The organism is Methanoregula sp., assembly GCF_049518935.1.
Taxonomy (GTDB): Archaea; Halobacteriota; Methanomicrobia; order Methanomicrobiales; family Methanospirillaceae; genus Methanoregula.
The window spans coordinates 1-21,326 of sequence record NZ_JBEKRH010000028.1; the positions used below are offsets into that span (position 1 = coordinate 1).

Consider the following 21,326-nt stretch of genomic DNA (forward strand, 5'->3'; position numbering starts at 1 on the left):
GGATCTCAAAGCAAGACGGTTCCTCATTCAAATGAAAGAAATCGCTAACAAAATGATTGTCTGTAACATCCACAGGTTCTTACAATTTCTTATCGTTGAGGTTTTCTACAGAGCATAAAATTCATAATTTTTTTTAATAGAAGAAAGAGGGTTGAACCTCTGATAGATTGAAAAAAACGAATTGTACTATTTACTCCACTGTTTGATAAAATCTCATCCTTTTTTTATCTACAAAAAAGATTTTATCAACCTTAAATCCTAATTCAAACATAAATTCGTCAATTTGAGATGCATTAAATTCTTTATAAAACGATTTTTGACCATCCCCATAATCTAAAAGAAAACCATCTCCAAAAGAATTTTTGGGTTTTCGTTGGTTACGATAATATTTTTCGCCGATCGGGGTTGCTATAAATATTTCAAATGGATATTTCAAATTTTTTTTCACATTTTCAATTAATTTAATTCTTGTTTCATTTTCAGGAATTGTATGCAGTACAAAAGAGATAAAAGCTCCATCGACTTTTAATCGTCCGTGTTTAAGATTTTTAGGAGGAAGTAATTGTCGAAAATTTTTATTTCTAACAAGCAATTCGAACCTAGTTTTAAATAATTGACTTTCAGTTATTTGAGGAAAATCACAGACATAAAGAGAGAAATAATTTATTAGAAAAAGTGAATTTCTTAAATAACCACATCCTACGTCCAGAATTTCTTTATGGCCTTTAGAGTCCCAATATTGACATATTTGTTGAATGTTATGTAATGGTTGTATTTGATTTGGAGCCGATCTACAAACATTAATAGTAATATTTGAATCACACTCCAGGTAATTGAATAAATCATTCATATTAATCATCAAAATTTCTTTGTCGGATATCATTCAATAATTCTTCATTCGCCTTCTGATGAATTTGTTCTATTTGTTCCGTCGGTATTTCATACAATTTTTTAGAGACAACCCCTCGATAAATACTATATAAATTCCACAATATTTACAAAAAAACAAATATTGTTGCGATCAATCTCAAAAATGTGAATTGAATTACTGTCATAATTAAGTATATGAGAAAAAAAACAATTCCGAAGCAAATAAGGGTTATCGAAGAAAAATAATCTGTCCAATAAATGAAAGCATGTTGCTTCAAGGTAGGATTTACGACTTCAGACTTCTCAATATATTTGTAAAAAATTTGCATTAATGTATTTATTTTACCATTTTTTTCAATTTTTTCTCTTATGATACAAATTTTTGTCCGATCTCCTTCTGTAAGTCCTTTTTGAATATCAATTAATTTAAGACAAATAAATTTGTCAATTTGTTCTCTTCTTTTAAAAATCGCATTGTCAATTGTATAGTAAAAATCCTGCCGCGCAATTGTCACAAAAAAGATGAAATACATTAAAACTGTTGGGACTATTGTTAAAAAAATAACATATCCAGCATTATTTAGATCAAAAGTGGTTGCAGGAGAATTGATTATTTCTGAAAATAACGATACATATTGTTTTTCGAAAAATAATATTATCAAAATGAAAATAAATGCAGTTAGTGATGTAATACTATCTTTTCGATGTTTTTCTCTCAACGTTTGAAAATCTGTCATTTTAACCAATAGACCTTAAGTTATTTAAGCATAATAAAATTTTTAAAAATAACAAACATCAAATATTTAATCCGACAAAAAATTGTTTTAAAAATTTGTAGCTATTACACATTAATTGACTACATATAGAATACGCGTGGGAATTGGACATATCACCAACCATTATCGTCATTGATTACTGTTCATTTTTTCAAAGAGTGCTTCTTTTTCATATATCGACAAAGACCATCAAGATCGGGAAAAAGAGAAAAATCATTTACGTTTGCATATTCTAAGAATTTTTTTGCACCAAGGACTGCATCCTTCGGGATCTCAAATTTTCTCACGCAATCTGGACAAATTTTTTCTATAGGGTCTATATCAAAACCATGAATTGTAAAAACCCCTTTTTGTGAAAAAACCCGGTTATTCCTCCTTATTGGAAAAATTGCTATCGGATTATTATATTGTTTTTTTCTTTTCTTTGCAAGATAGGTATCAACATAGTCAAAACTATCAGATACATCCAAAATTATTTCTTTGTTAATTGATTTTTTATTCAAAACGTAAGGGTTTAAAATCCAGATGCAAGGGTTGGATGTTCTTCCATTTAATGCAAAGAAAAGGGCTACCGAAAAACTTTCAGTCCAATCTAACAGTCTAGTTGGGAGACCATGATGCCGCATTTCATAAAGAATCTCCCAAGAATTCAAATCTTGAGCGTGTAATATGGCTGAATTCGGTAAAAAATCATAATAGAGATGATTTTCTAATACCGAATTTTTTTTCTGAAATTGTTTTTCCCGGAATAATGTTGGCAGTAATGTATATGTGTTCTTTTTCAATCCTCGAAAAAATAAAACATCAGTTCCTTCATTTTCTTTGATGCGTTCAATTTCTTTTTGAATATTTTCAAAAAAATCCTGCCAAGGAGTCATTCAATTTGAAGATATACCAATTTTGATATTATAATTATTTCTTACATTCCCCCCTCCCCCTCACCCTTATAAACCCCGGCGCATAATATCTACCCATCAACGACTGTGCATCGTTGAACAATATGTGCTGTACGTCGGACAAGCAGTACGGCACATGCGCGGGAGTAGCTATCCCCGAGAACAGAATAGTATAGCATACCATAAGCACGACGGAATAAGGGAGTAATATTTTATGATACTGGTACCAGATACGAGCGTCCTTATTGACGGGCGCATAACCTCGATGATAAAGGCCGGTGAATACAAAGGTGCGACAATAATCGTCCCGGAAGCAGTGATCGCAGAACTCGAGGCCCAGGCAAACAACGGGCGTGAGATCGGGTTCTCGGGGCTCAACGAACTCCAGCAGCTCTGCAGGATGGCCGAGGAGAAGACGATAGAACTCAAGTTCTCCGGCATCCGCCCCTCGCTCGAGCAGGTCAAGCTCGCGAGCGGCGGCGAGATCGACGCGATGATCCGCGAGATCGCAATAGAGAACTCTGCACGCTTCATCACGAGCGATAACGTGCAGGCCGAGGTGGCACGGGCAAAGGGGCTCGATGTCATCTATCTTAAGCCGCAGGTAACCGATTTTGTCCCGCTCGCCATCGACCAGTTCTTTGACGAGCACACGATTGCCGTTCACTTAAAGGAACGGATCTCGCCGATGGCCAAGAAGGGCTCCATCAGCGACATGAAACTCGTGAAGATCCGCGATGCGCCGACAAGCGAGTACGAGCTCCGGATGATGGCGCAGGAGATCCTCGAGCGGGCAAAGCGGGACCCCGACGGCTTCATCGAAGTCGAGAAGCGGGGCATCACCGTGGTGCAGATCGGGTCCATGCGGATCGCGATCGCCCGCAGGCCGTTCTCGGACGGCATGGAGATCACCGCGGTCCGCCCGATCGTGGACGTGACCCTGAAGGACTACACCAAGTCCGATATCATCACCAAGAGGATCACGAGCGAGAAGCGGGGCATGATCATCGTCGGCTCCCCCGGTGCCGGTAAGACCACGCTCGCCCAGAGCGTCGCCACCTTCCTCTCGGAGAGCGGCTACGTGGTCAAGACCATGGAGGCACCAAGGGAACTCCAGGTCCCTGACCAGATCACCCAGTACACGACGCTCGAGGGCAGCATGGCCAACACCGCCGACGTCCTCCTGCTCGTCCGCCCCGACTTCGTCATCTTCGACGAACTCCGGAAGGCCGAGGACTTCAGTGTCTTTGCCGACATGCGCCTCGCAGGCCTCGGCATGGTCGGCGTCATCCACGCAAACGGCGTGCAGGACGCGGTCCAGCGGTTTTCCGACCGGGTCGACTTCTCGGTCCTCTCGCAGGTAGTCAACACGATCATCTTCCTAAAACAGGGCGTCATCACGAAGGTCTACGATGTCGGGTTCACCATCAAGGTGCCCGAGGGCATGGGCGGGGAGGTCCACCTACGGCCCGTCACCACCGTCACCGATCACGAGACCGGCGAACTCGTGCTCGACATCTTCCGGTACGACGGCCAGACCATCGTGATGCCGGTCATGGGCATCACCGCCACGGCACCGGCGCCCGTGGCAGCCCCGCAGATCCGGTCTTCACCCCAGGTGCAGAACGTGGGCCAGCCGGTCACTGCTGCCCGCGAGCCCATGCGGGCACCGGCAGCCTCGCCTGAGCCTGCCTGCACTAAGGAGACAAGCGAGCGGCCCGGGTGGAAGCTCACCGAGAAGGAGATCCAGCGCGAGATCGGGCGCTACACCGACGGCTTTGTCGATGTCCAGATGCTCTCCGATACAAAAGCCGTGGTCTACATCGATGACAAGGACGTCCCCGCCGCGATCGGCAAGGGAGGCAAGAACATCTCCGCGATCGTCAACAAGCTCGGCATCGGGATCGACATCAAGCCCCGGTCCGAGTTCGACCGCCAGCAGCCTGCGCAGAAGACCGACGAGGAGTTCAACCTTGGCGGCGGGATCAAGATCCTGACCGACAAGAAACAGCTCACGATCGTTGCCCCGGGCGAGAGCGGGAAGATCGTCGATGTCTTTGCCGGCAAGGAGTACCTCTTCACGGCAACCGTGAACGAGACCGGCGAGATCCACCTTGCCAAGAACTCGTCCATTGCCCAGGAGATGATCAAGCGTTACTCAAACAACGAGGTCATCAGGCTGAGGCCCGTATAACCATTTTTCCGGATGGTGCATGAGAGTGAGTCAGTTCGATCTACCAGCATTTGAGGAAGAGGCGCACGAGAAGTGGGCTCATTCGTTCGAGTCCAACCCTTCCCGCCTGGAAAAGTTCTACATCAATGTCGCCTTCCCGTACCCGAGCGGGGCCATGCACGTGGGGCACGGCAGGACCTACATCGTGCCCGATGTCATCGCCCGGTTCTGGCGCATGAAGGGAAAGCAGGTTCTCTTCCCGATGGCGTTCCACGTCACGGGCGCCCCCGTGGTCGGCATCTCGAAACGGATCGCCAACAGGGACGAGAAGACGATCCGCCTGTACCGCGACCTCTACCGGGTCCCGCAGAACGTGCTCGACAGTTTTACCGACCCGCTCACGATCGTCCGGCACTTCGCCGCCGAGTACCAGCGGGTCATGACCGCCTGCGGCCTCTCCATTGACTGGCGGAGGCGGTTCATCACCGTCGATCCCACCTACTCGAAGTTCATCGAGTGGCAGTGGAAGCACCTCTACGAGGCAGGGCACGTGATCAAGGGCGCCCACCCGGTGCGGTACTGCACGGTGGACGACAACCCGGTCGGCGACCACGACCTCCTCGAAGGCGACAAGGCGGAAGTGATCAAGTTCACGATGATCATGTTCCGGTACGGCGATGCGTTCGTCCCGTGCGCAACGCTCCGGCCCGAGACCATCTATGGTGTCACGAACCTCTGGGCGAACCCGACCGTTACGTACGTGAAGGCAGTCGTGGACGGCAAGGCATGGATTGTCTCGAAAGAGGCGGCCGAGAAGCTCGCCCTCCAGGACCACAAAGTCGAGATCAAAGAAGAAATAAAGGGCAGCGACCTCGTGGACAAGAAGGTCAGCCATCCGCTCTGCGGCGAGATCACGATCCTGCCGGCAGAGTTCGTGGATCCCGACATGGCAAGCGGCATGGTGATGAGCGTCCCCGCCCACGCCCCGTTCGACTACATCGCCCTCCGCGACCTCCAGCAGGCCGGGAAATACAAGGAGATCAAGCCGATCCCCCTCATCAAAGTCGAGGGATACGGCGAAGTCCCGGCCCAGTTCGCGGTCGAGAAGGCAGGTATCGCGAACCAGATGGACAGCCGGATGGACGCCCTCACGCAGGAGATCTACTCGGCAGAGTTCTCGAAGGGGAAACTTTTCGAGAAGTACGGCGGCAAACCCGTGCGGGTAGCCCGCGACGAAATCGCTCTCCTCATGACGGAGAAGTACGACTCGGTGGTCATGTACGAGTTCGACATCCGGCCGGTGGTCTGCCGGTGCGGCAACAAGGTGAAGGTGAAGATCCTCCACGACCAGTGGTTCCTGAAGTACAGCGACCTGGAGTGGAAGCAGGAAGTCAAGGACTGCCTCAAGGACATGGCCCTCGTGCCCCCCGAGGTCAGGGTCGAGTTCGACCGCACGGTCGACTGGCTCAAGGACTGGGCCTGCACCCGGCGGGTCGGCCTTGGCACGAAGTTCCCCTGGGACACCACGCAGCTGATCGAACCCCTCTCGGACTCGACGGTCTACATGGCGTACTACACGATCGCCCACAAGATCAGGGATATCGACTCGAAGCTCCTCACCCCTGAAGTCTTCGACTATATCTTCCTCGGGAAGAAGTCCCCGGACCTCCCCGAGAAGAAGAAGCTCGATGCCATGCGGGAGGAGTTCCTGTACTGGTACCCGTACGATTTCAGGTTCTCGGCCAAGGACCTGATCTCCAACCACCTCACCTTCCAGCTCTTCCACCACGTGACCGTCTTTGAGAACCAGAAGGACAAGCTCCCAAAGGGCATGGTCGTCTTCGGCATGGGGCTCCTGAACGGTGCGAAGATGTCCTCGAGCAAGGGCAACGTCTTCCTCCTCGAGGATGCAGTCGACGAGTTCGGGGCCGACACCGTCAGGATGTTCCTGATGGGCAGCGCCGAGCCCTGGCAGGACTTTGACTGGCGGAACGAGCTCGTGCTCTCCACGAAGAAGCAGATCGAGCGGTTCTACAACACCGTGATGGAGATCAAGGACGCAACCGGTGAGCCACATGATATCGACCGCTGGCTTGCGAGCCGGCTCCAGGCGCACATAGCAAAGACCACCGAGGCGCTCGACAACTTCCAGACCCGTCAGGCCCTCCAGGAGGCCTACTTCGGGATCGAGAACGACCTGAAGTGGTACCGGAGGCGGCTCCCGAAGGACTGCGACGGCAGCAGGGAACTCCACGAGCTCTGTTCGGTCTGGGTCCGGCTTCTCTCCCCGTTCATCCCGTTCACGGGCGAGCACCTCTGGAAGGAACTCGCCGGGGAAGGGCTCGTCTCCTTTGCCTCCTGGCCGAAGATGGATGCGCAGCTCGTCAATGAGAAGGCCGAGCTTGCCGAGGAACTCCTTGCCCGTACGGTCGAGGACATCGAGTCGATCCGGAAGCTCATCTCTCTGACACCCAAGTCGATCACGATTGCCCTTGCTCCCGAATGGAAATACGAGATCTTCCGCACGATTGCAGACTCGGGCGACAGGAACACCGTGATCAAGGAGATCATGAAGGACGAGAAGATGCGCCAGCGGGGCAAGGACGCGACCGATGCGGCCAAGCAGTGCACCACCCTCATCCACCGCCTGCCCCCGTACGTGGTCGACCCGCTCGTCCACAACCCGATCAACGAGCAGGAAGTCTTCGAGGCAGCACAGGCCTTCCTGGAGCAGGAGTTCGGCGTGCCGGTTCATATCGCCGACGCAGAGAGAAGCGGGCATGTGAAGGCACTGACCGCCCTGCCATTCAAGCCGGCGATCATCATCGAATAAACTCTCTTTTTGCAGCCGGCAGAACCCGGCGCTGTCCGAAGAGTGCGGTCGACAGGCTCAGTCCCGGAACCGTAGATCTCCCCTTCCGGGCTACATTCATTGGATATAACCGCGGGGTTACACAAATATCATAAGCCGGGGCATGATACGCTTCTCCGGAATTACCATGCACGCAGGTTCCCGGGTTCATCTCTTCACAGCAGTCCTGCTCCTTACCGCATGCCTCATCGGCACTGCGGCCGGGATCAGCCTTGGCATCGACTGGCAGCAGGCCCCGCCCACGAGCAGCCCGTTTGCCGGGGTCGCGATCTCCTCGGACGGCAACACCGTCTATGGCGGGGGCAACCAGATGCTCGTGAGGAACTGGGACGGGAGCAGCTCGTGGGGGGGCAGGTCAGGGTTCGTGGCCGCGATGAGCGCTGACGGGAGTCACGTGGTCTCCGCCCTGGGCACCAGTGTTACGATGCTCGACAGTACCGGGGCGATGGACTGGACGCGGAGCATGGGAGCAGACTGCACGGCGGTCGCCATCTCCTCCAACGGTTCCTTCGTGGTCTCGGCCGACGGACAGGGGAACATGGTCTCCTGGTCGGGGAACGGGGAGTTCTGGGGCCGGAACATCACGCCGGTGGCAAAGAGGATCGCCATCGCACCGACTGCCGACCTCGTGGTCGCGACAACGGAGAGTGGCCTGCAGTTCTCCACGCCGGCCCTCAACCCGGTCTGGACAGACAACCGTTCCGGCAGCCTCGATGACTTCATCATCATCTCGGCGGACGGTTCCACCGTCATCACGGCCGGGGGCACCCGTCTATCGTCCCACACAAACACCGGTGTACTCAACTGGCAGGTGAACGTGGCAACGGCTGCGATCACGGATATCGCCGCGAACAGCGACTGCTCGATCATCCTTGTCGCAAGCAAGGACAACAGCGTCCGGGCCGTTGACCGTTACGGCAATGTGCACTGGACCTACAACACCGGCCAGTGGGCAAACGCAGTCGGTACCTCCAGGGACGGTTCCGTGATCGGTGTCGGTGCCAATGACGGGACAATTTTCGTACTCGACCATGGCGGCAACCTGCTGACAAAGCGGAGTTCGGATACTGCCATCCAGCCACGGTCGCTCGCCGTCAGCTGGGACGGTACACGGATCGCAGCCGCCGACCAGCACAACCTGTACGGGTATTCCCTGATCGGGAATACTCCCGGTGACACCCGATCGGATACCACCTACATTATGACCGGGCTCAATCAGGCCACAACTACCGCTACACCTGCACCGGTTTCCACTGCACCTGAAACGACAGAGGTTCCCCCGTCAGCCGGATCGCCGGCTGCCACCGTGCCGGCACCGGCCACAACACACGCGTCTCCCGCTGCGTTCTGGCTCATCGTTCCCGCTGCAGCGGCCGCACTCTGTCTGAGGGGGAAACGCTGAACGGGTACATGAAACAGGACCGGCGTAGTCCGTAGTAAACTACCCGTGAGTGCTGGTTGAAAAGATCTGGTAAAAAAGTGCCGGAGGTACCGGTACGAAACGGGGTATGCTGCCCCTTTCCGTCCGGATACAGTACCGCGGGATAAAACGGGGATTATTCCCCGACTGTACTCTTTGCCCGCTTTACCCGTTCCTTGGTATTGAACCCCGTGATCGCATCGAGGAACTTCCGGAACCGCTTGTTGGTGTCGATGATCACCTCATCTGAAGCGGTTACGTCCGATTCGGTATCGATGATGACGCTCTTCCCATCAGCAGCAGGATGGACATCCAGCCGCTTGATCGCTCCGAATGCGATCCGGTAGCCCTTTGCCGTCTTCTCCGGTTCCCTGCCGAAATGGATCTTCAGCTCCTGTGCCGCCCTCGTATCGAGGTCCTTGGTCAGCCCGCGTTTGATGGGATACTCTTGCATAATACTTTTTTAGTAGAGGGTGTATGTTAATCTAATGACGGCAGACACTCCGGAACAACATGATCAGATCCTCGCCCGGCTGGACAGGGTCCATGAGGACCTGACGAGGATCCAGCCGAACAGGGACCTCAATATCTTTTCAAAACCCCTTCCCGCAAACGGAGCGGTCCTCATGGGCTTCCCGGGCAGCGGCCTTGTCGGCACCATCGCGCTCCAGTACATGGTAGACCAGCTCGAGTTCGAACTGGTCGGGTCGATGACCTCCCGGTACTTCCCGCCCCTCGCGATGATGAACAAGGGACTGATCAACGATCCCGTGCGCATCTATGCAAAGGACATCAGCGGGATGAACATCGCGGCGGTCGTGGCAGACATCCCGATCGCCCCCCCGATCTGCTACGAGATCTCGAGCGCCCTCATCGGCTGGCTTGAGCCGTTTAAGCCAAAGGAGGTCCTGACGATCGCCGGTATCGTTACCAACGAGTCCGAGAAGCGGGTCTTTGGGGTGGCGACAACTCCCGAAGCGCTCACCCGGATCCAGGACCACACGCTCCTCCTGCCGATCGGCAGCATCTCCGGCATCGCCTCGAGCATCCTCACGGAGTGCAAGTCGCGTAACATCCCCGCGTACGGCCTCCTTGGCGAGACGATCAATGCCCCTGACCCGCGGTCATCCGCGGCAACGATCGAGGTGCTCAACAAGATGTACAACCTTGCGCTCGACATCCAGCCGCTGATCGAGCAGGCCGTAGAGATAGAACAGACCATGGGCAAGCTGGCAGAAGAAGTCCAGCAGTCGGCAGACTCAAGCCCGAAGAAAGACCTGCCGATGTACGGGTGACCCTGATGAGATGCGCCGCGTTAACCGGTATCTCCCCGGACCTGATCAAAGACCTGAAGTCCGGCAGGCCACGGACGATCGAGCTCCAGAGCACCCACAATATCGTCACCATTGCCACGGTTGAACCTGGTCCCCACACCCACATCTTCATGACCTCCGTGGATATCGAAGACCTCTCTGCAGGGGATACCGGGATCTGCGTCTACCTCATCTCCATGAGCCTCTCGATGAAACGGATCGTGGAGTTCTCCCGCGGGATGTACTACGAGGAGCGGGAACGGATGTCTGCCCGTATACAGGTCAGGTACTGCGCTGCCTCAGTGGTCAAAGAAGTATTCCACAAGGGCCTGACGGATCCTACCGAAGTGGAAGTCTTAAAATCCTCCTGCTATCACGCAGGATAAAAGAAAATATTCCCTGCCGGAACGCCAGCCGCAGGTAAAGCCGGTCATCCGGCTCCGATCATTTTTCCGGCCTCCGCATTACGAATAGTGCAAGCCCTACCGAACCACAAAGCACAACGGGATCGAGTGGTGAGGCCTGCGTTGCAGTATCGGTCGGCCAGGGTGTGGGAACCGTAATTGCGGACTTCACCTTTGTTGTTTTCGCTGAGGCTGCAAAGGTCTCCACCGGGATCGCAGTCGGCACCGGAGTCAGTACCGCAGTTTCCTCTGTTGTTGTGGTTGTTGCAGCCAGGTGGAGCGTGGCATCTACATCTTTCTCCGAGCCCGAGGTTACATCCACCAGATCGGACCAGTTGAGGTACCCGCTCTTATACATCAGGATTGTATATGCCCCCGGTGTGATGTTATAGACGGTCAGGGGGGTGATCCCGGTATAATTCGAGAGGATATACACGCCCGCCCCTTCCGGATATGACGAGAAATAGATCGTTCCGTTCTCGACCGATGACGAGAAGTCAGTTGTGACCGTATCAAGGGTCCCGTTGACCAGGATCGTCTTTGTCACATCAGGATAGCCGGCGAGCTGCATAAGGACAGTTCGGCTTCCATAGCCAACCGAGTACCCGCTTATATTCGTGTACCCGATATATACGTTGTCCAGGTAGACCTGGGCGGCCGGGGGGTAGGAGGTGAATGAGGTACTGCTCGTGAGATTCGTAAGGGAACCGGCTGAGAGGGTAGTGGTCTCATTGTCCGTCACTGTTGCCTCGGACCAGACATATGAAGCATATCCCGACAACACGAGGGTGACATTCTGGGAACCGTCAGGTACGCTCTCGATGACATCCGGGGTGGTCAGGCCGGTCGAGGTACCATTGAGGTAGATCGTCGCACCGGACGGTGATGAACTCACAGAGATATTACCGTCCGCAGCGACCGCTGCAGGCAACACGATCGCAAGAACGGCGATGAGGATAAGAAATACACTTCGTCGGAACATGGGGGTCATTCCATCACGCGTGGTGAGCAGGATGGAATTGACAGAGGCAGGTTATATTTTTGCTATATCGCCGGAGTTAATATAATGCCAGGGGATGGATCGGTATCCGTCCTATGATCCGATGATGAAACCGGGGGCCGATACATTCCGGGTATCCGGGAAAACGGAAGTTCCTGTTATCATCAGCAAAACGAGGTAAAGGGTACCTGGTCTGCCGGGTCATTTTCTCATCACGAGGATTGCAATCCCGACCGCTCCGATGATTGCCAGCGGGCCCACCGGCGAGGCGGGTGTAGGCGTATCGCTTGGCCATGCCGTGGGAACAGGTATGGTGGTATGCTTCACGGTCGGGACCAGGGTGTAGGTCGTGGGGGCGGCTGCCACAGGAGTGGCAGTTGTTACCGAGGGAAGCGCGACCAGGGTTCCATACACCGATGCCTGGCTGCCTGAGGTGACGGTCACCGTGCCGGTATAGGGATGGTACCCGCTCTCCTCCATCAGGACCTGGTAACCCCCGGGGGTCACGTTATACAGGGTGAAGGTTGTCGTCCCGACAAGGGTATTGTTAAGGTACACGCTGGCACCGGACGGGCTGGACTGGAAATAGATGCTGCCGTTGGTTACTTTATCCGACCCTATCGTGAAGGTAAGACCACAGAGCGCATCGGTGTTGGGATTAATGACACATACCTGGTACGGGCCGGGAGCCTCGTTCGTCAGGTTGAATGTACCGGTTATCGTTGTTGATGACAGTGTACTGACCGTGCCGTAAATATCATTATAGCCGGATCGTCTCAGGCGCATGGTCGCGGAACTCTGGAAATTGGTCCCGGAAAGGCTGGTGATGGAGACCGTGCTGTTTGCCAGGGCACTCGAGGGTGTGATGGAGGTGAGGGTAACCGTACTCGAAGGGTTGACGATCGCAAAACCACCGGACAAGGTTGCAGACTGCCCATCGCTGTTGGTAACAATCACATTCCAGCTGCCGGCCGTTTTTCCGGTAATCGGGAATGTGCAGGTGAGCTGTGTTGCAGTCGCAGAAACGATAGTCCCGGTGATATTGGTCTGCCCTGAGGTGTATAAGACGACAGAGGCCCCGGAGGTAGAAAAGCCTGAACCGGTTATGACCACGTTACTGATTGAGCTGCTGTTGTAACCACTCGTCGGGGAGATGCCGGTGATTGCCGGCGCCGCGGTTACGGTAACGAGATTATACGAAACTGCGCTGGTCTGGTCATCGGTCACGGTGACGGTCTGAGAATAATCCTGATAACCGCTCATACGGAGCAGAATGGTATTCGAACCTGCCGGCACACTTTCAATAGTAGCAGGGGAGGTACTACCGGTACTCGTTCCGTTCAGGTATATCGCTGCGCCGGAGGGAACGGAACTGACGGAGATATTCCCCACTGCAGAGACCGTTACCGGGAACAACAGGAGAAGCAAAATCAGATAACCAAGAGTGCGTGATAGTTTCATTGCAATACTTCCTTTTATCAAATCGTTTAAAGAAATTGGAAATTGCGATCAGATATATTTTTTCAAATTTATTCTCAGTTGCAACGCAAATAGGGTTTTGCCTGATCCGTTAAATCCTGTGATTCTATCTCCGGAAAATCCCATCATTCGTGATATCCGGAGTAGTGCCAAAAGGAGAATCCCCGTACCACATCCACCCAGGATAGCGCTGCTCTGCACTATCATCTATTTTTCAGGTCAGCCGGGAAAGGAAACAGATTAATTATCAGCGAGAGCGAATGTTACAGGCACACGTGGGTCTGTGGCTTAGCCTGGACATAGCGCCGGGCTTCTAACCCGGATGTCGGGGGTTCAAATCCCCCCAGGCCCGTTTTTGGTTTTCAAAATCCTTCCGGAGATTCCCGCGAGGGACTTCTTTTCCGGTCCACTATGCCACTGGCTCTGCGATATTCCATAAGGGGGACCTATTTCCGTATTAATCATGCCCGGCGGGCCATGGCCATCGTGCAAAGACTGCCACACCGCACAATGCAAGGAGCCCTGCCATTCCATCGGTGACCGGATCATAGGTCGGTGCGAAGAATGCCTGCGGGGCGGAGGCCAGGGCGGACAGGAGGAGACAGGCGCTCATACCCCCAAGCAGGACAGCGATAATGATGCGGGCAATATTCGACCTGCGAGAGGTCAGGAACCGTGCCAGGCGTTCCGGTATGCTCCAGTACCCTGTGGCGAGGAGGATGAACGATGCACCCGCAAAGATCCATTCCGAGGGACTGGTGATCTCCAGCCAGAGATACTGCCAGACATAATCCGGGATAATAAACACCGGGAATGGCCCGAGGAACGGGAAGAACCATGCTGCGGGCATAGTCCACATGGAATCAAGGATCTGGTGAGAGAAGATCGCGGCTGCACATGCCACGCCGAGGAGGGTCTGCCGGCACTTCCAGACAAGGAGCCCGGCCGCCATGGCCGCTGCAAAGAAGAGCAGGGTATGTCCAAGGGTCCGGCCGGATCCGAAGATACCGGGAACCAGCAGGGAAAGCGATTTATCGATAAGATCGGGAAGAAGTGCCCCAAAGACAGCAACGGGAAGTGCCCGCCGGTCTCCGGTCAGGTGCCAGAATCCAAAGCCGATGAGGGTACCGGCAAAAACGTGAGCAAAGGCAAACATAAGAACCGTCCCGTCAGGGCGGAAAAAAGGGTTAGAGCTGGCTCTGCTCGTCTTCCGGCTGCCCGTCCATGGGCTTCTGAAGGATCTGGACATCAGCAATATTGTGCTGGCGCAGTGAGAGCTTCTTTGCCTTGAAGATGTTCTTGCCATCCTTGCCGATCGCGATGCCGCGGTCCTCGTCCCGGACTTCCACGGTCGCGGTCTGCTCACCGGGTTCGCCTTCGAACAGGATGGAGGTGACCTGGGCCGGGAGGAAGCAGTTCTTGATGAACTGTTCCGCATTGCTGTTGTATTCCACGACCTCGATCTTCTTGCCCATCACTTCTGATGCCTTCTTGATCGAGGCGCCTTTCTTACCGATTGCAAGTCCCATGTCGCCGGGGTTGATCACGAAGATGAGCCTCGCGTTGCGGTCGTCCACGACACAATCGCGGCTTCCCGCGCCGGTCAGGCTCTCGAACTGGGAGATGAGGCGCATGCAGTCTTCGGTCAGTTTCACTTCTACCATGTCATCCCTCGGTTCAGGCCCTCTTGAGGGAGAGAATGTCTGACTCGCCCGGGCTCACAATCGCAAGGGTGCTGACCATGAAGGGTTTACCGCAGGCCTTGCCGAGTGCCACGCTTGAGCCCTCGAAGGTGTGGATGAAGAGATTTTCGTAAGCGGTAAGTTTTGCAGTGAAGGCCGACGGGCAGTTGCCTGCCACGACGACGATCTGGGCCTTGCCCTCTTTTATGCACTTTTCCGTGTTGTTCTGGCCAAGAATTACATTACCGGTCTTGATTGCCCGTCTGAGTGAAGCATTAAAATCCATGTACAATTCCCCGTAAGTTTTTCCAAAGTGTCTAGTTGTCGTGTTGTCTGACTGCGATCAGTTTCACATCGCCGGTGCCGAGCTGGATCGGCTGGCCGACGATGACATTCTCAGTCACGCCGCTCAGTTCATCAACTTCATTTGCGACGGCCGCGTCGAGCAGGTGGTTGACGGTCACTTCGAACGCTGCCCGCGAGAGGACACTCTCCTTCTCGCCGGCAATGCCATGGCGGCCGATCTGCTTGACTTCGCCTTCCATGCACATCATGTCCGATACGAGCATGAGGTGCCGGACATCGACGAGGATACCCTGCTCGTTGAGCGTGGAGACCGCTTCGTGGATGACGGCATTGCGCGCTGCCTCGATACCGAGGACCTGCGCGATCTCACTGATGTTATTGGTGCGGGTTCTTGTGGTGTCTACGCCAACGACATCAAATACGTCCTTAAGATTGGACCCTTCAGTATAAAGTATATACTCCCCGGTCTCCTTCCTGACGACAACTCGGAGGATGTCATCGATACCCTGCACGATCACGTTCCTGACATGCTCGGCGAGCTGGAAGAGGTTCTGGTAACTCTCCTTGTCCTTGGGGGAGAAGATGAGGGTCGCATGTTCCTCGTCGATATCGTGCTCGAAGTCCCGGTAGTGCCGGCGGTCGCGGATCTTCTTGGGAGCCGCTTCCATGATCTCCATCGGCGAGATCTTGCGCTTGTCGCAGACCTTGGTATTCAGGTGCACCACCACGTGCATGTTCTCCATGTCCGTGGTGATGTCGCCGAACTCGTGAAGGGGCGCCGCCTCGATCTGCCAGCTAACTTCCCGGGCCTTGTCCCGGTCGATACCGAATTCGGGCTCGAGGTACACGGTCATCGTCGGGGTGCTCGGCTCTTTCCTCGCGTCCATGATCTCGATGAGCCGCGGGAGACCGAGGGTAACGTTGATCTCGGCGACACCCGCGTAGTGGAATGTACGCATCGTCATCTGCGTGCCGGGCTCACCGATGGACTGCGCAGCAATGATCCCCACCGCTTCGCAGGCCTCGATCCGGGTGCTCTGGTACTCGGCGAGGACCCGTTCGAGGATCTGCTTGAACTGGGTGTCGGTGATCTCCTTTTCGGCAAGGAACTTCCGGAGCTGCTCTTTTGTCTTGGGGGGGAGGGCTGCCGCCTCGATCTTCTTGTCGTACTTATCTGCGATCGGCATTTCAGCACTCCTCCTTGAGGATACTCTCAACGATACCCTTCACGTCCACCGGGTCACCGAAAGCGCTCTTCGTCGGGTCGGTGCCGTCTTCGCCGTACTCGAACTGGATGATTCTGCCGCCGGTAGAACGGACCGTGCCGTCGTACGCGACCTTGAGATCCTGCAGCGCATTGATCATCCTGCGCTGGAGGTACCCGCTCTGGGACGTACGGACAGCCGTATCGACGAGACCTTCACGGCCACCGATGGCGTGGAAGAAGAACTCGGTCGGGTTGAGCCCGCCCTTGTAGCTGTGCTGGATGAACCCGTGGGCATCCGAGCCCCGGTCACCCTTCTTGAAGTGTGGGAGGGTACGGTCGTCATAACCACGGACGATACGCTCACCACGGACGGACTGCTGGCCGATACAACCGGCCATCTGCGTCAGGTTCAGCATCGAACCACGGGCACCGGAGACTGCCATCACCACGGCACTGTTCCCGAGACCAAGGTGCCGGCCTGCTATCTGACCGGTCTGGTCACGGGCTTTCCCCAGCACCTGCATGATCTGCATCTCGAGGGTCTCTTCGACCGTCCGCCCGGGCATGGGCTCGAGCTGGCCGTCCTCGTAGATCTTGATACGGCGCGTGACATCGAGTGCTGCGGTATTCAGCACCTCGTCGATCTGGCCGTACTCGGTCTTGGAGAGGTCTTCGTCATCGATACCGAACGAGAAGCCGTCGAACATGATCGCACGGATCGAGAGCTTGGTCGAGTCGTCGATGAACTTTGTCGCCCGTTTCATGCCCTGCTGGCGGATGATGCGGTTGACGATCTGGCCGTCGAATGCGCCGATCGCCTTCTTGTCGATCGTCCCGACTTCGAGCTTGCCATCGATGATGCGCACATATGCATCCCGTTCGCAGACCTCTTTCTTGCAGACATCGCAGTTCTGGCAGGAGCTGGCCTTGAAGACCATGTTGAGGTGCTCGGGGAGGATCTGGGAGAAGACCTGCTTGTTGCTCCAGTATTCTTTACCGTTTTCCACTTTGCCGGGCGCGGGCATCCTCTCGATGCCGGTGTACCGCATCAGGTAGAGGGCCTCTTCCTTCGTGAACCAGCGCAGGTCGTGCGTCAGCATGAAGATACCCGAGACGTGGTCATGGATACCGCCGATGATCGGGCCGCCGAAACGCGGGGAGAGGATGTTCTCCTGCACAGCGATGAGGATGGTTGCTTCGGCCCGGGCTTCTTCGGTCTGCGGCACGTGCATGTTCATCTCATCACCGTCGAAGTCGGCGTTGTAGGGCGGGCAGACGGCCGGATTGAGCCGGAACGTCCTGCCTTCCATCACCTTGACGCGGTGGGCCATGATGCTCATCCGGTGCAGCGATGGCTGACGGTTGAAGAGCACCACATCTGTGTCGCGGAGCTGGCGTTCGACCGTGTAGCCGGGCTCGATCATATCGGCAACAGTATCGAGATTGTCGGCACCGAGGCGGAGCCGGCGGTTGTCAGGCCGGATCACGTAGTTCGCGCCGCACGGGGAGTTGACGTCCGGGCGGACCGGGCCGGTCCGGACGATCTGTTTGAGTTCCTCGATGTTGTAGGTGGTGACCCGGACCGGAATTGTCATCTCGTTTGCCACGGCACGGGGGACACCGACCTGCGTGACAGAGAGGTTCGGGTCGGGCGAGATCACGGTACGGCTCGAGAAGTTCACACGCTTGCCCGAGAGGGAGCCACGGAACCGCCCGTCCTTACCCTTCAGGCGCTGCGAGAGCGTCTTTAAGGGCCGGCCGCTGCGGTGACGGGCCGGGGGGCAGCCTGCCACTTCGTTGTCGAGATAGGTAGTGACATGGTACTGCAGGAGTTCCCAGAGATCCTCGATGATCAGCTGGGGGGCACCTGCATCCTGGTTCTCCTTGAACCGCTGGTTGATACGGATGATGTCCACGAGCTTGTGGGTCAGATCGTCTTCCGAGCGCTGGCCGTTCTCGAGGATGATGGACGGGCGCATCGTGACCGGCGGAACCGGGAGCACGGTGAGGATCGTCCACTCGGGACGGGCAACATCCGGGTTGATGCCGAGCGGGATAAGATCCTCGTTCGGGATCTTTTCCATCCGGGCACGGATGTCGGCAGGAGTGAGCTTGTGCTCCACCTTCTTGCCTTCTTCTACCACTACTTCGGAGAAGGTAGTCGGCTTCTCGAAGTTGATCTTGAGCTGCTGTTCGCCGCAGTGCGGGCAGACGCGCTCCTTCTTGACGTCTTTCTCTGAGAGCAGGTCGCCGGTCTGGTCGTCTTCTGTTCCGACTACCTTCTCGACTTCCTCGGGGCTCAGCAGCACCCGGCCGCAGGCACGGCAGGTCACACGCAGGAGTTTCCTGATCAGTCTCGTGTAGCCTACGTGGATTACGGGCTTGGCGAGCTCGATGTGGCCGAAATGGCCGGGGCACTCGCTCGCTTTCTGGTCGCAGGTCTTGCACCGGAGACCGGGGTCGATGACACCGAGGTTTAAGTCCATGAGACCCTGAGGGTAGGGGAAGCCGTCGTCATCATAAGTGTCGGCCCAGATGATCTTGCGGACGCTCATCTCGCGGATCTCTTTGGGGGATAACAGGCCGAACTCAATCTGTCCTATTCGTTTTGGGGATGGCATGTTACACCACGTCCTGTAATTTCAGCCTGGGGGCTATACCCATGCTCTTCATCTCGTCCAGCAGGAGCTTGAACGCATAACTCATCTCGACCGAGTAGATATCAGTCTCGTTGCCGCAGGCAAGGCAGCGGGTCATGTTGCGCTTGCGGTCGAGCATAGCGACCATACCACAGTGCGCACAGACATATTCGTTCACCTTGTCCGACTCATCGAGCAGGCGTTCCTTGAGGGCCATGGCGGCGCCGTGGCCGATCATGACATCCCGCTCCATCTCACCGAACCGGAGACCACCCTCACGGGCACGTCCTTCCGTCGGCTGACGGGTCAGGACCTGTACCGGTCCACGGGACCGGGCATGCATCTTCGACGATACCATGTGGTAGAGTTTCTGGTAGTAGATCACGCCGATGTAGACATCAGCCTTGAACTGTTTCCCGGTGATGCCGTCGTACATGATCTCCCGGCCATTGTGGGAGAAACCGAGTTTCTTGAGCGAGGCCCGGATATTGGCCTCGCTCTCGCCACCGAATGCGGTGCCGTTGATTCGCCGGCCTTCAAGCGACCCGACCTTGCCGCCGATCATCTCGAGCATGTGCCCGATGGTCATCCGGCTCGGGATCGCGTGCGGATTGATGACGAGATCCGGCATGAGCCCGCTCTCGGTAAAGGGCATGTCTTCCTGGTGGGCGATCAGGCCCACGACACCCTTCTGTCCGTGCCGGGACGCGAATTTGTCGCCGACTTCCGGGATACGCAGGTCGCGGGTCCGGACTTTCACGAGCCGGGAACTGTTCTCGCCTTCCGTGATGATGACGGTGTCGACAATACCGTGCTCGTTGCTGCGCATCGTGACAGAGGTGTCGCGGCGCTTCTCGACCGCAATAAGTTCTCCGGAGGGCTCCTCAAGGAACCGCGGCGGGGAGGTCTTGCCGATCAGCGCATCTTTCTCGGCAACGACCGTCTCGGGGTTGATGACGCCATCCTCATCCAGGTTCTTGTAAGCGTCGGCACCGTGTGCCCCGGCCACATCTTCATCGGGAACTTCAATCCGGTCGATCTGGCCGCCGGGATACCGGCGCTCTTCGCCTTCATAGGTCCTGAAGAAGTGGGAACGCCCAAGGCCGCGCTCGATCGAGGCCTTGTTGAAGATGAGCGCATCTTCAATATTGTAGCCTTCGTAACTGAGGATCGCGACCACGAAGTTCTGGCCTGCGGGCCGGTCATCGGAACCGATCAGTTCCGAGGTCTGGGTATGGGTGAGCGGTTTCTGCACATAGTGGAGCAGGTGGCCACGGGTATCCGGGCGCAGCTTCATGTTGGCCGCGCCGAAACCGAGCGCCTGCTTGACCATCCCTGCGCCCATCGTGACACGGGGACTTGCATTGTGCTCGGGGAACGGGACATGGGCTGCACCGATACCAAGGATCAGTGAGGGGTCGATCTCGAGGTGGGTGTGCTCGGGACTCAGTTTCGAGAAGTCCATGGCAATAAGGAGGTCTTCTTCCTCCTCTGCATCGATGAACTCGATCATGCCGCGCTGGACAAACCAGTTCATATCGATCTCCTTCTTCTCAAGCTTTTTGAGATCCTCATCCGTGATGAGGGGCTCGCCGTTCTTTAAGACGATGAGCGGGCGGCGGGCGCGGCCGCGGTCGGTCAGGATCACGACATCGCCGTTGTACTCCTTGTGGGAGACATTCACTTCTGGCGATAGTGCCCCCTGCCTGCGCATGCTGCGGATATTTGCCACGAGTGCCTTCGCGTCATCGACAAGGCCGATGAGTGCACCGTCAACAAACACGCGTGATTTCTTCATTATGACTCCCCCCGGATATGTTCGACACCCAGATTGTGCAGGATCTTCATAATCTCTTCTTCGTTGTCGACACCTTTGCTGATCTCCACCATCTGGGCGAAGTTCTTCACGAGACCACAATTCGGGCCTTCGGGAGTCTCGCTCGGGCAGATCCGGCCCCACTGGGTCGGGTGCAGGTCACGGGCCTCGAAATGCGGCTGCGAGCGGGAGAGCGGGGAGATCACACGGCGGAGGTGTGAGAGCACGGCCATGTGGTCGACCCGGTCGAGCAGCTGCGAGACACCGGTCCTTCCGCCCACCCAGTTACCGGTGGCGAGCGGGTGAAGGAGGCGTTCGGTGAGTACGTCGGCACGCACGGCGGTCGCAATCGAGAGATCGCGGTGGCGCATGCTGGCGCGTTCGAGCTGGTACTTGATATCACGGGTGAGCCGGTTGAGGGAGATACGGAAGAGGTCCTCCATCAGGTCGCCCGCGAGTTTCAGCCGCTTGTT

The 21,326-nt window shown here is 55.2% G+C and carries 17 protein-coding genes, 1 tRNA gene and 1 pseudogene; 6 read left to right on the forward strand and 13 right to left on the reverse strand.

The window, feature by feature from the left end:
* Nucleotides 1-190: 190 nt before the first annotated feature.
* The 3 genes from ABSE13_RS11980 to ABSE13_RS11990 form a co-directional block, all read right to left on the reverse strand.
* On the reverse strand, nt 191-883 hold the full coding sequence (locus ABSE13_RS11980; RefSeq protein ID WP_424028748.1) for a class I SAM-dependent methyltransferase: 693 nt from the start codon (nt 881-883) through the stop codon (nt 191-193).
* A 112-nt stretch (nt 884-995) separates the two neighbouring features.
* Nucleotides 996-1,607, reverse strand: a complete 612-nt coding sequence (locus ABSE13_RS11985; RefSeq protein WP_424028749.1) for a hypothetical protein — start codon at nt 1,605-1,607, stop codon at nt 996-998.
* 182 nt (nt 1,608-1,789) lie between these two features.
* Nucleotides 1,790-2,524 carry an FRG domain-containing protein gene (locus ABSE13_RS11990; RefSeq protein WP_424028750.1) on the reverse strand — a complete coding sequence of 245 codons (735 nt, stop codon included), beginning with the start codon at nt 2,522-2,524 and terminating at the stop codon, nt 1,790-1,792.
* A gap of 232 nt (nt 2,525-2,756) precedes the next feature.
* Here ABSE13_RS11990 and ABSE13_RS11995 point away from each other — a divergent pair, with 232 nt between their 5' ends.
* From ABSE13_RS11995 to ABSE13_RS12005, 3 genes are all read left to right on the forward strand, one after another.
* Entirely contained in the window at nt 2,757-4,736 is a 1,980-nt protein-coding gene (locus tag ABSE13_RS11995) for a PINc/VapC family ATPase (RefSeq protein WP_424028751.1), read from the forward strand.
* A 25-nt stretch (nt 4,737-4,761) separates the two neighbouring features.
* The gene (gene leuS, locus ABSE13_RS12000) at nt 4,762-7,548 is read left to right on the forward strand and encodes a leucine--tRNA ligase (protein WP_424028764.1); all 2,787 of its coding nucleotides are present in this window, start codon (nt 4,762-4,764) and stop codon (nt 7,546-7,548) included.
* Nucleotides 7,549-7,714: 166 nt separating this feature from the next.
* Entirely contained in the window at nt 7,715-8,989 is a 1,275-nt protein-coding gene (locus tag ABSE13_RS12005; RefSeq protein ID WP_424028752.1) for a WD40 repeat domain-containing protein, read from the forward strand.
* 154 nt (nt 8,990-9,143) lie between these two features.
* On the opposite strand, the gene ABSE13_RS12010 is transcribed toward ABSE13_RS12005, so the two are convergent.
* Nucleotides 9,144-9,461, reverse strand: a complete 318-nt coding sequence (locus tag ABSE13_RS12010; RefSeq protein WP_424028753.1) for a DUF5611 family protein — start codon at nt 9,459-9,461, stop codon at nt 9,144-9,146.
* 34 nt (nt 9,462-9,495) lie between these two features.
* Between ABSE13_RS12010 and ABSE13_RS12015 the strand changes: the two genes are divergently transcribed.
* Both ABSE13_RS12015 and ABSE13_RS12020 read left to right on the forward strand, forming a co-directional pair.
* Entirely contained in the window at nt 9,496-10,302 is an 807-nt protein-coding gene (locus ABSE13_RS12015) for a proteasome assembly chaperone family protein (RefSeq protein ID WP_424028754.1), read from the forward strand.
* A 5-nt stretch (nt 10,303-10,307) separates the two neighbouring features.
* A complete protein-coding gene (locus ABSE13_RS12020) occupies nt 10,308-10,706 on the forward strand; it encodes a DUF473 domain-containing protein (protein WP_424028755.1) in 399 nt (132 codons plus the stop codon).
* Between the two features lie 58 nt (nt 10,707-10,764).
* Here ABSE13_RS12020 and ABSE13_RS12025 read toward each other — a convergent pair whose 3' ends face one another.
* Both ABSE13_RS12025 and ABSE13_RS12030 read right to left on the reverse strand, forming a co-directional pair.
* On the reverse strand, nt 10,765-11,706 hold the full coding sequence (locus tag ABSE13_RS12025) for a PEGA domain-containing protein (protein WP_424028756.1): 942 nt from the start codon (nt 11,704-11,706) through the stop codon (nt 10,765-10,767).
* Nucleotides 11,707-11,925: 219 nt separating this feature from the next.
* Complete coding sequence (locus tag ABSE13_RS12030) at nt 11,926-13,185, reverse strand: PEGA domain-containing protein (protein WP_424028757.1); 1,260 nt, start codon at nt 13,183-13,185, stop codon at nt 11,926-11,928.
* A gap of 295 nt (nt 13,186-13,480) precedes the next feature.
* Between ABSE13_RS12030 and ABSE13_RS12035 the strand changes: the two genes are divergently transcribed.
* Nucleotides 13,481-13,555, forward strand: a tRNA-Arg gene (locus ABSE13_RS12035).
* 105 nt (nt 13,556-13,660) lie between these two features.
* Here ABSE13_RS12035 and ABSE13_RS12040 read toward each other — a convergent pair.
* The 7 genes and pseudogenes from ABSE13_RS12040 to ABSE13_RS12070 all read right to left on the reverse strand — a co-directional run.
* Complete coding sequence (locus ABSE13_RS12040) at nt 13,661-14,359, reverse strand: metal-dependent hydrolase (protein WP_424028758.1); 699 nt, start codon at nt 14,357-14,359, stop codon at nt 13,661-13,663.
* A 31-nt stretch (nt 14,360-14,390) separates the two neighbouring features.
* On the reverse strand, nt 14,391-14,867 hold the full coding sequence (locus tag ABSE13_RS12045) for a NusA-like transcription termination signal-binding factor (protein WP_424028759.1): 477 nt from the start codon (nt 14,865-14,867) through the stop codon (nt 14,391-14,393).
* A 13-nt stretch (nt 14,868-14,880) separates the two neighbouring features.
* A complete protein-coding gene (locus ABSE13_RS12050) occupies nt 14,881-15,171 on the reverse strand; it encodes a 50S ribosomal protein L30e (protein ID WP_424028760.1) in 291 nt (96 codons plus the stop codon).
* Between the two features lie 31 nt (nt 15,172-15,202).
* Nucleotides 15,203-16,378 (reverse strand): DNA-directed RNA polymerase subunit A'', encoded by a 1,176-nt coding sequence (rpoA2, locus tag ABSE13_RS12055; RefSeq protein WP_424028761.1) that lies wholly within the window; start codon nt 16,376-16,378, stop codon nt 15,203-15,205.
* Nucleotide 16,379: 1 nt separating this feature from the next.
* The gene (locus tag ABSE13_RS12060; protein ID WP_424028762.1) at nt 16,380-19,019 is read right to left on the reverse strand and encodes a DNA-directed RNA polymerase subunit A'; all 2,640 of its coding nucleotides are present in this window, start codon (nt 19,017-19,019) and stop codon (nt 16,380-16,382) included.
* A 1-nt stretch (nt 19,020) separates the two neighbouring features.
* Nucleotides 19,021-20,835 carry a DNA-directed RNA polymerase subunit B gene (gene rpoB, locus ABSE13_RS12065; RefSeq protein WP_424028763.1) on the reverse strand — a complete coding sequence of 605 codons (1,815 nt, stop codon included), beginning with the start codon at nt 20,833-20,835 and terminating at the stop codon, nt 19,021-19,023.
* Nucleotides 20,835-21,326: pseudogene (locus ABSE13_RS12070) on the reverse strand (DNA-directed RNA polymerase subunit B''); the annotation flags it as partial. The gene rpoB and the pseudogene ABSE13_RS12070, both read right to left, overlap by 1 nt.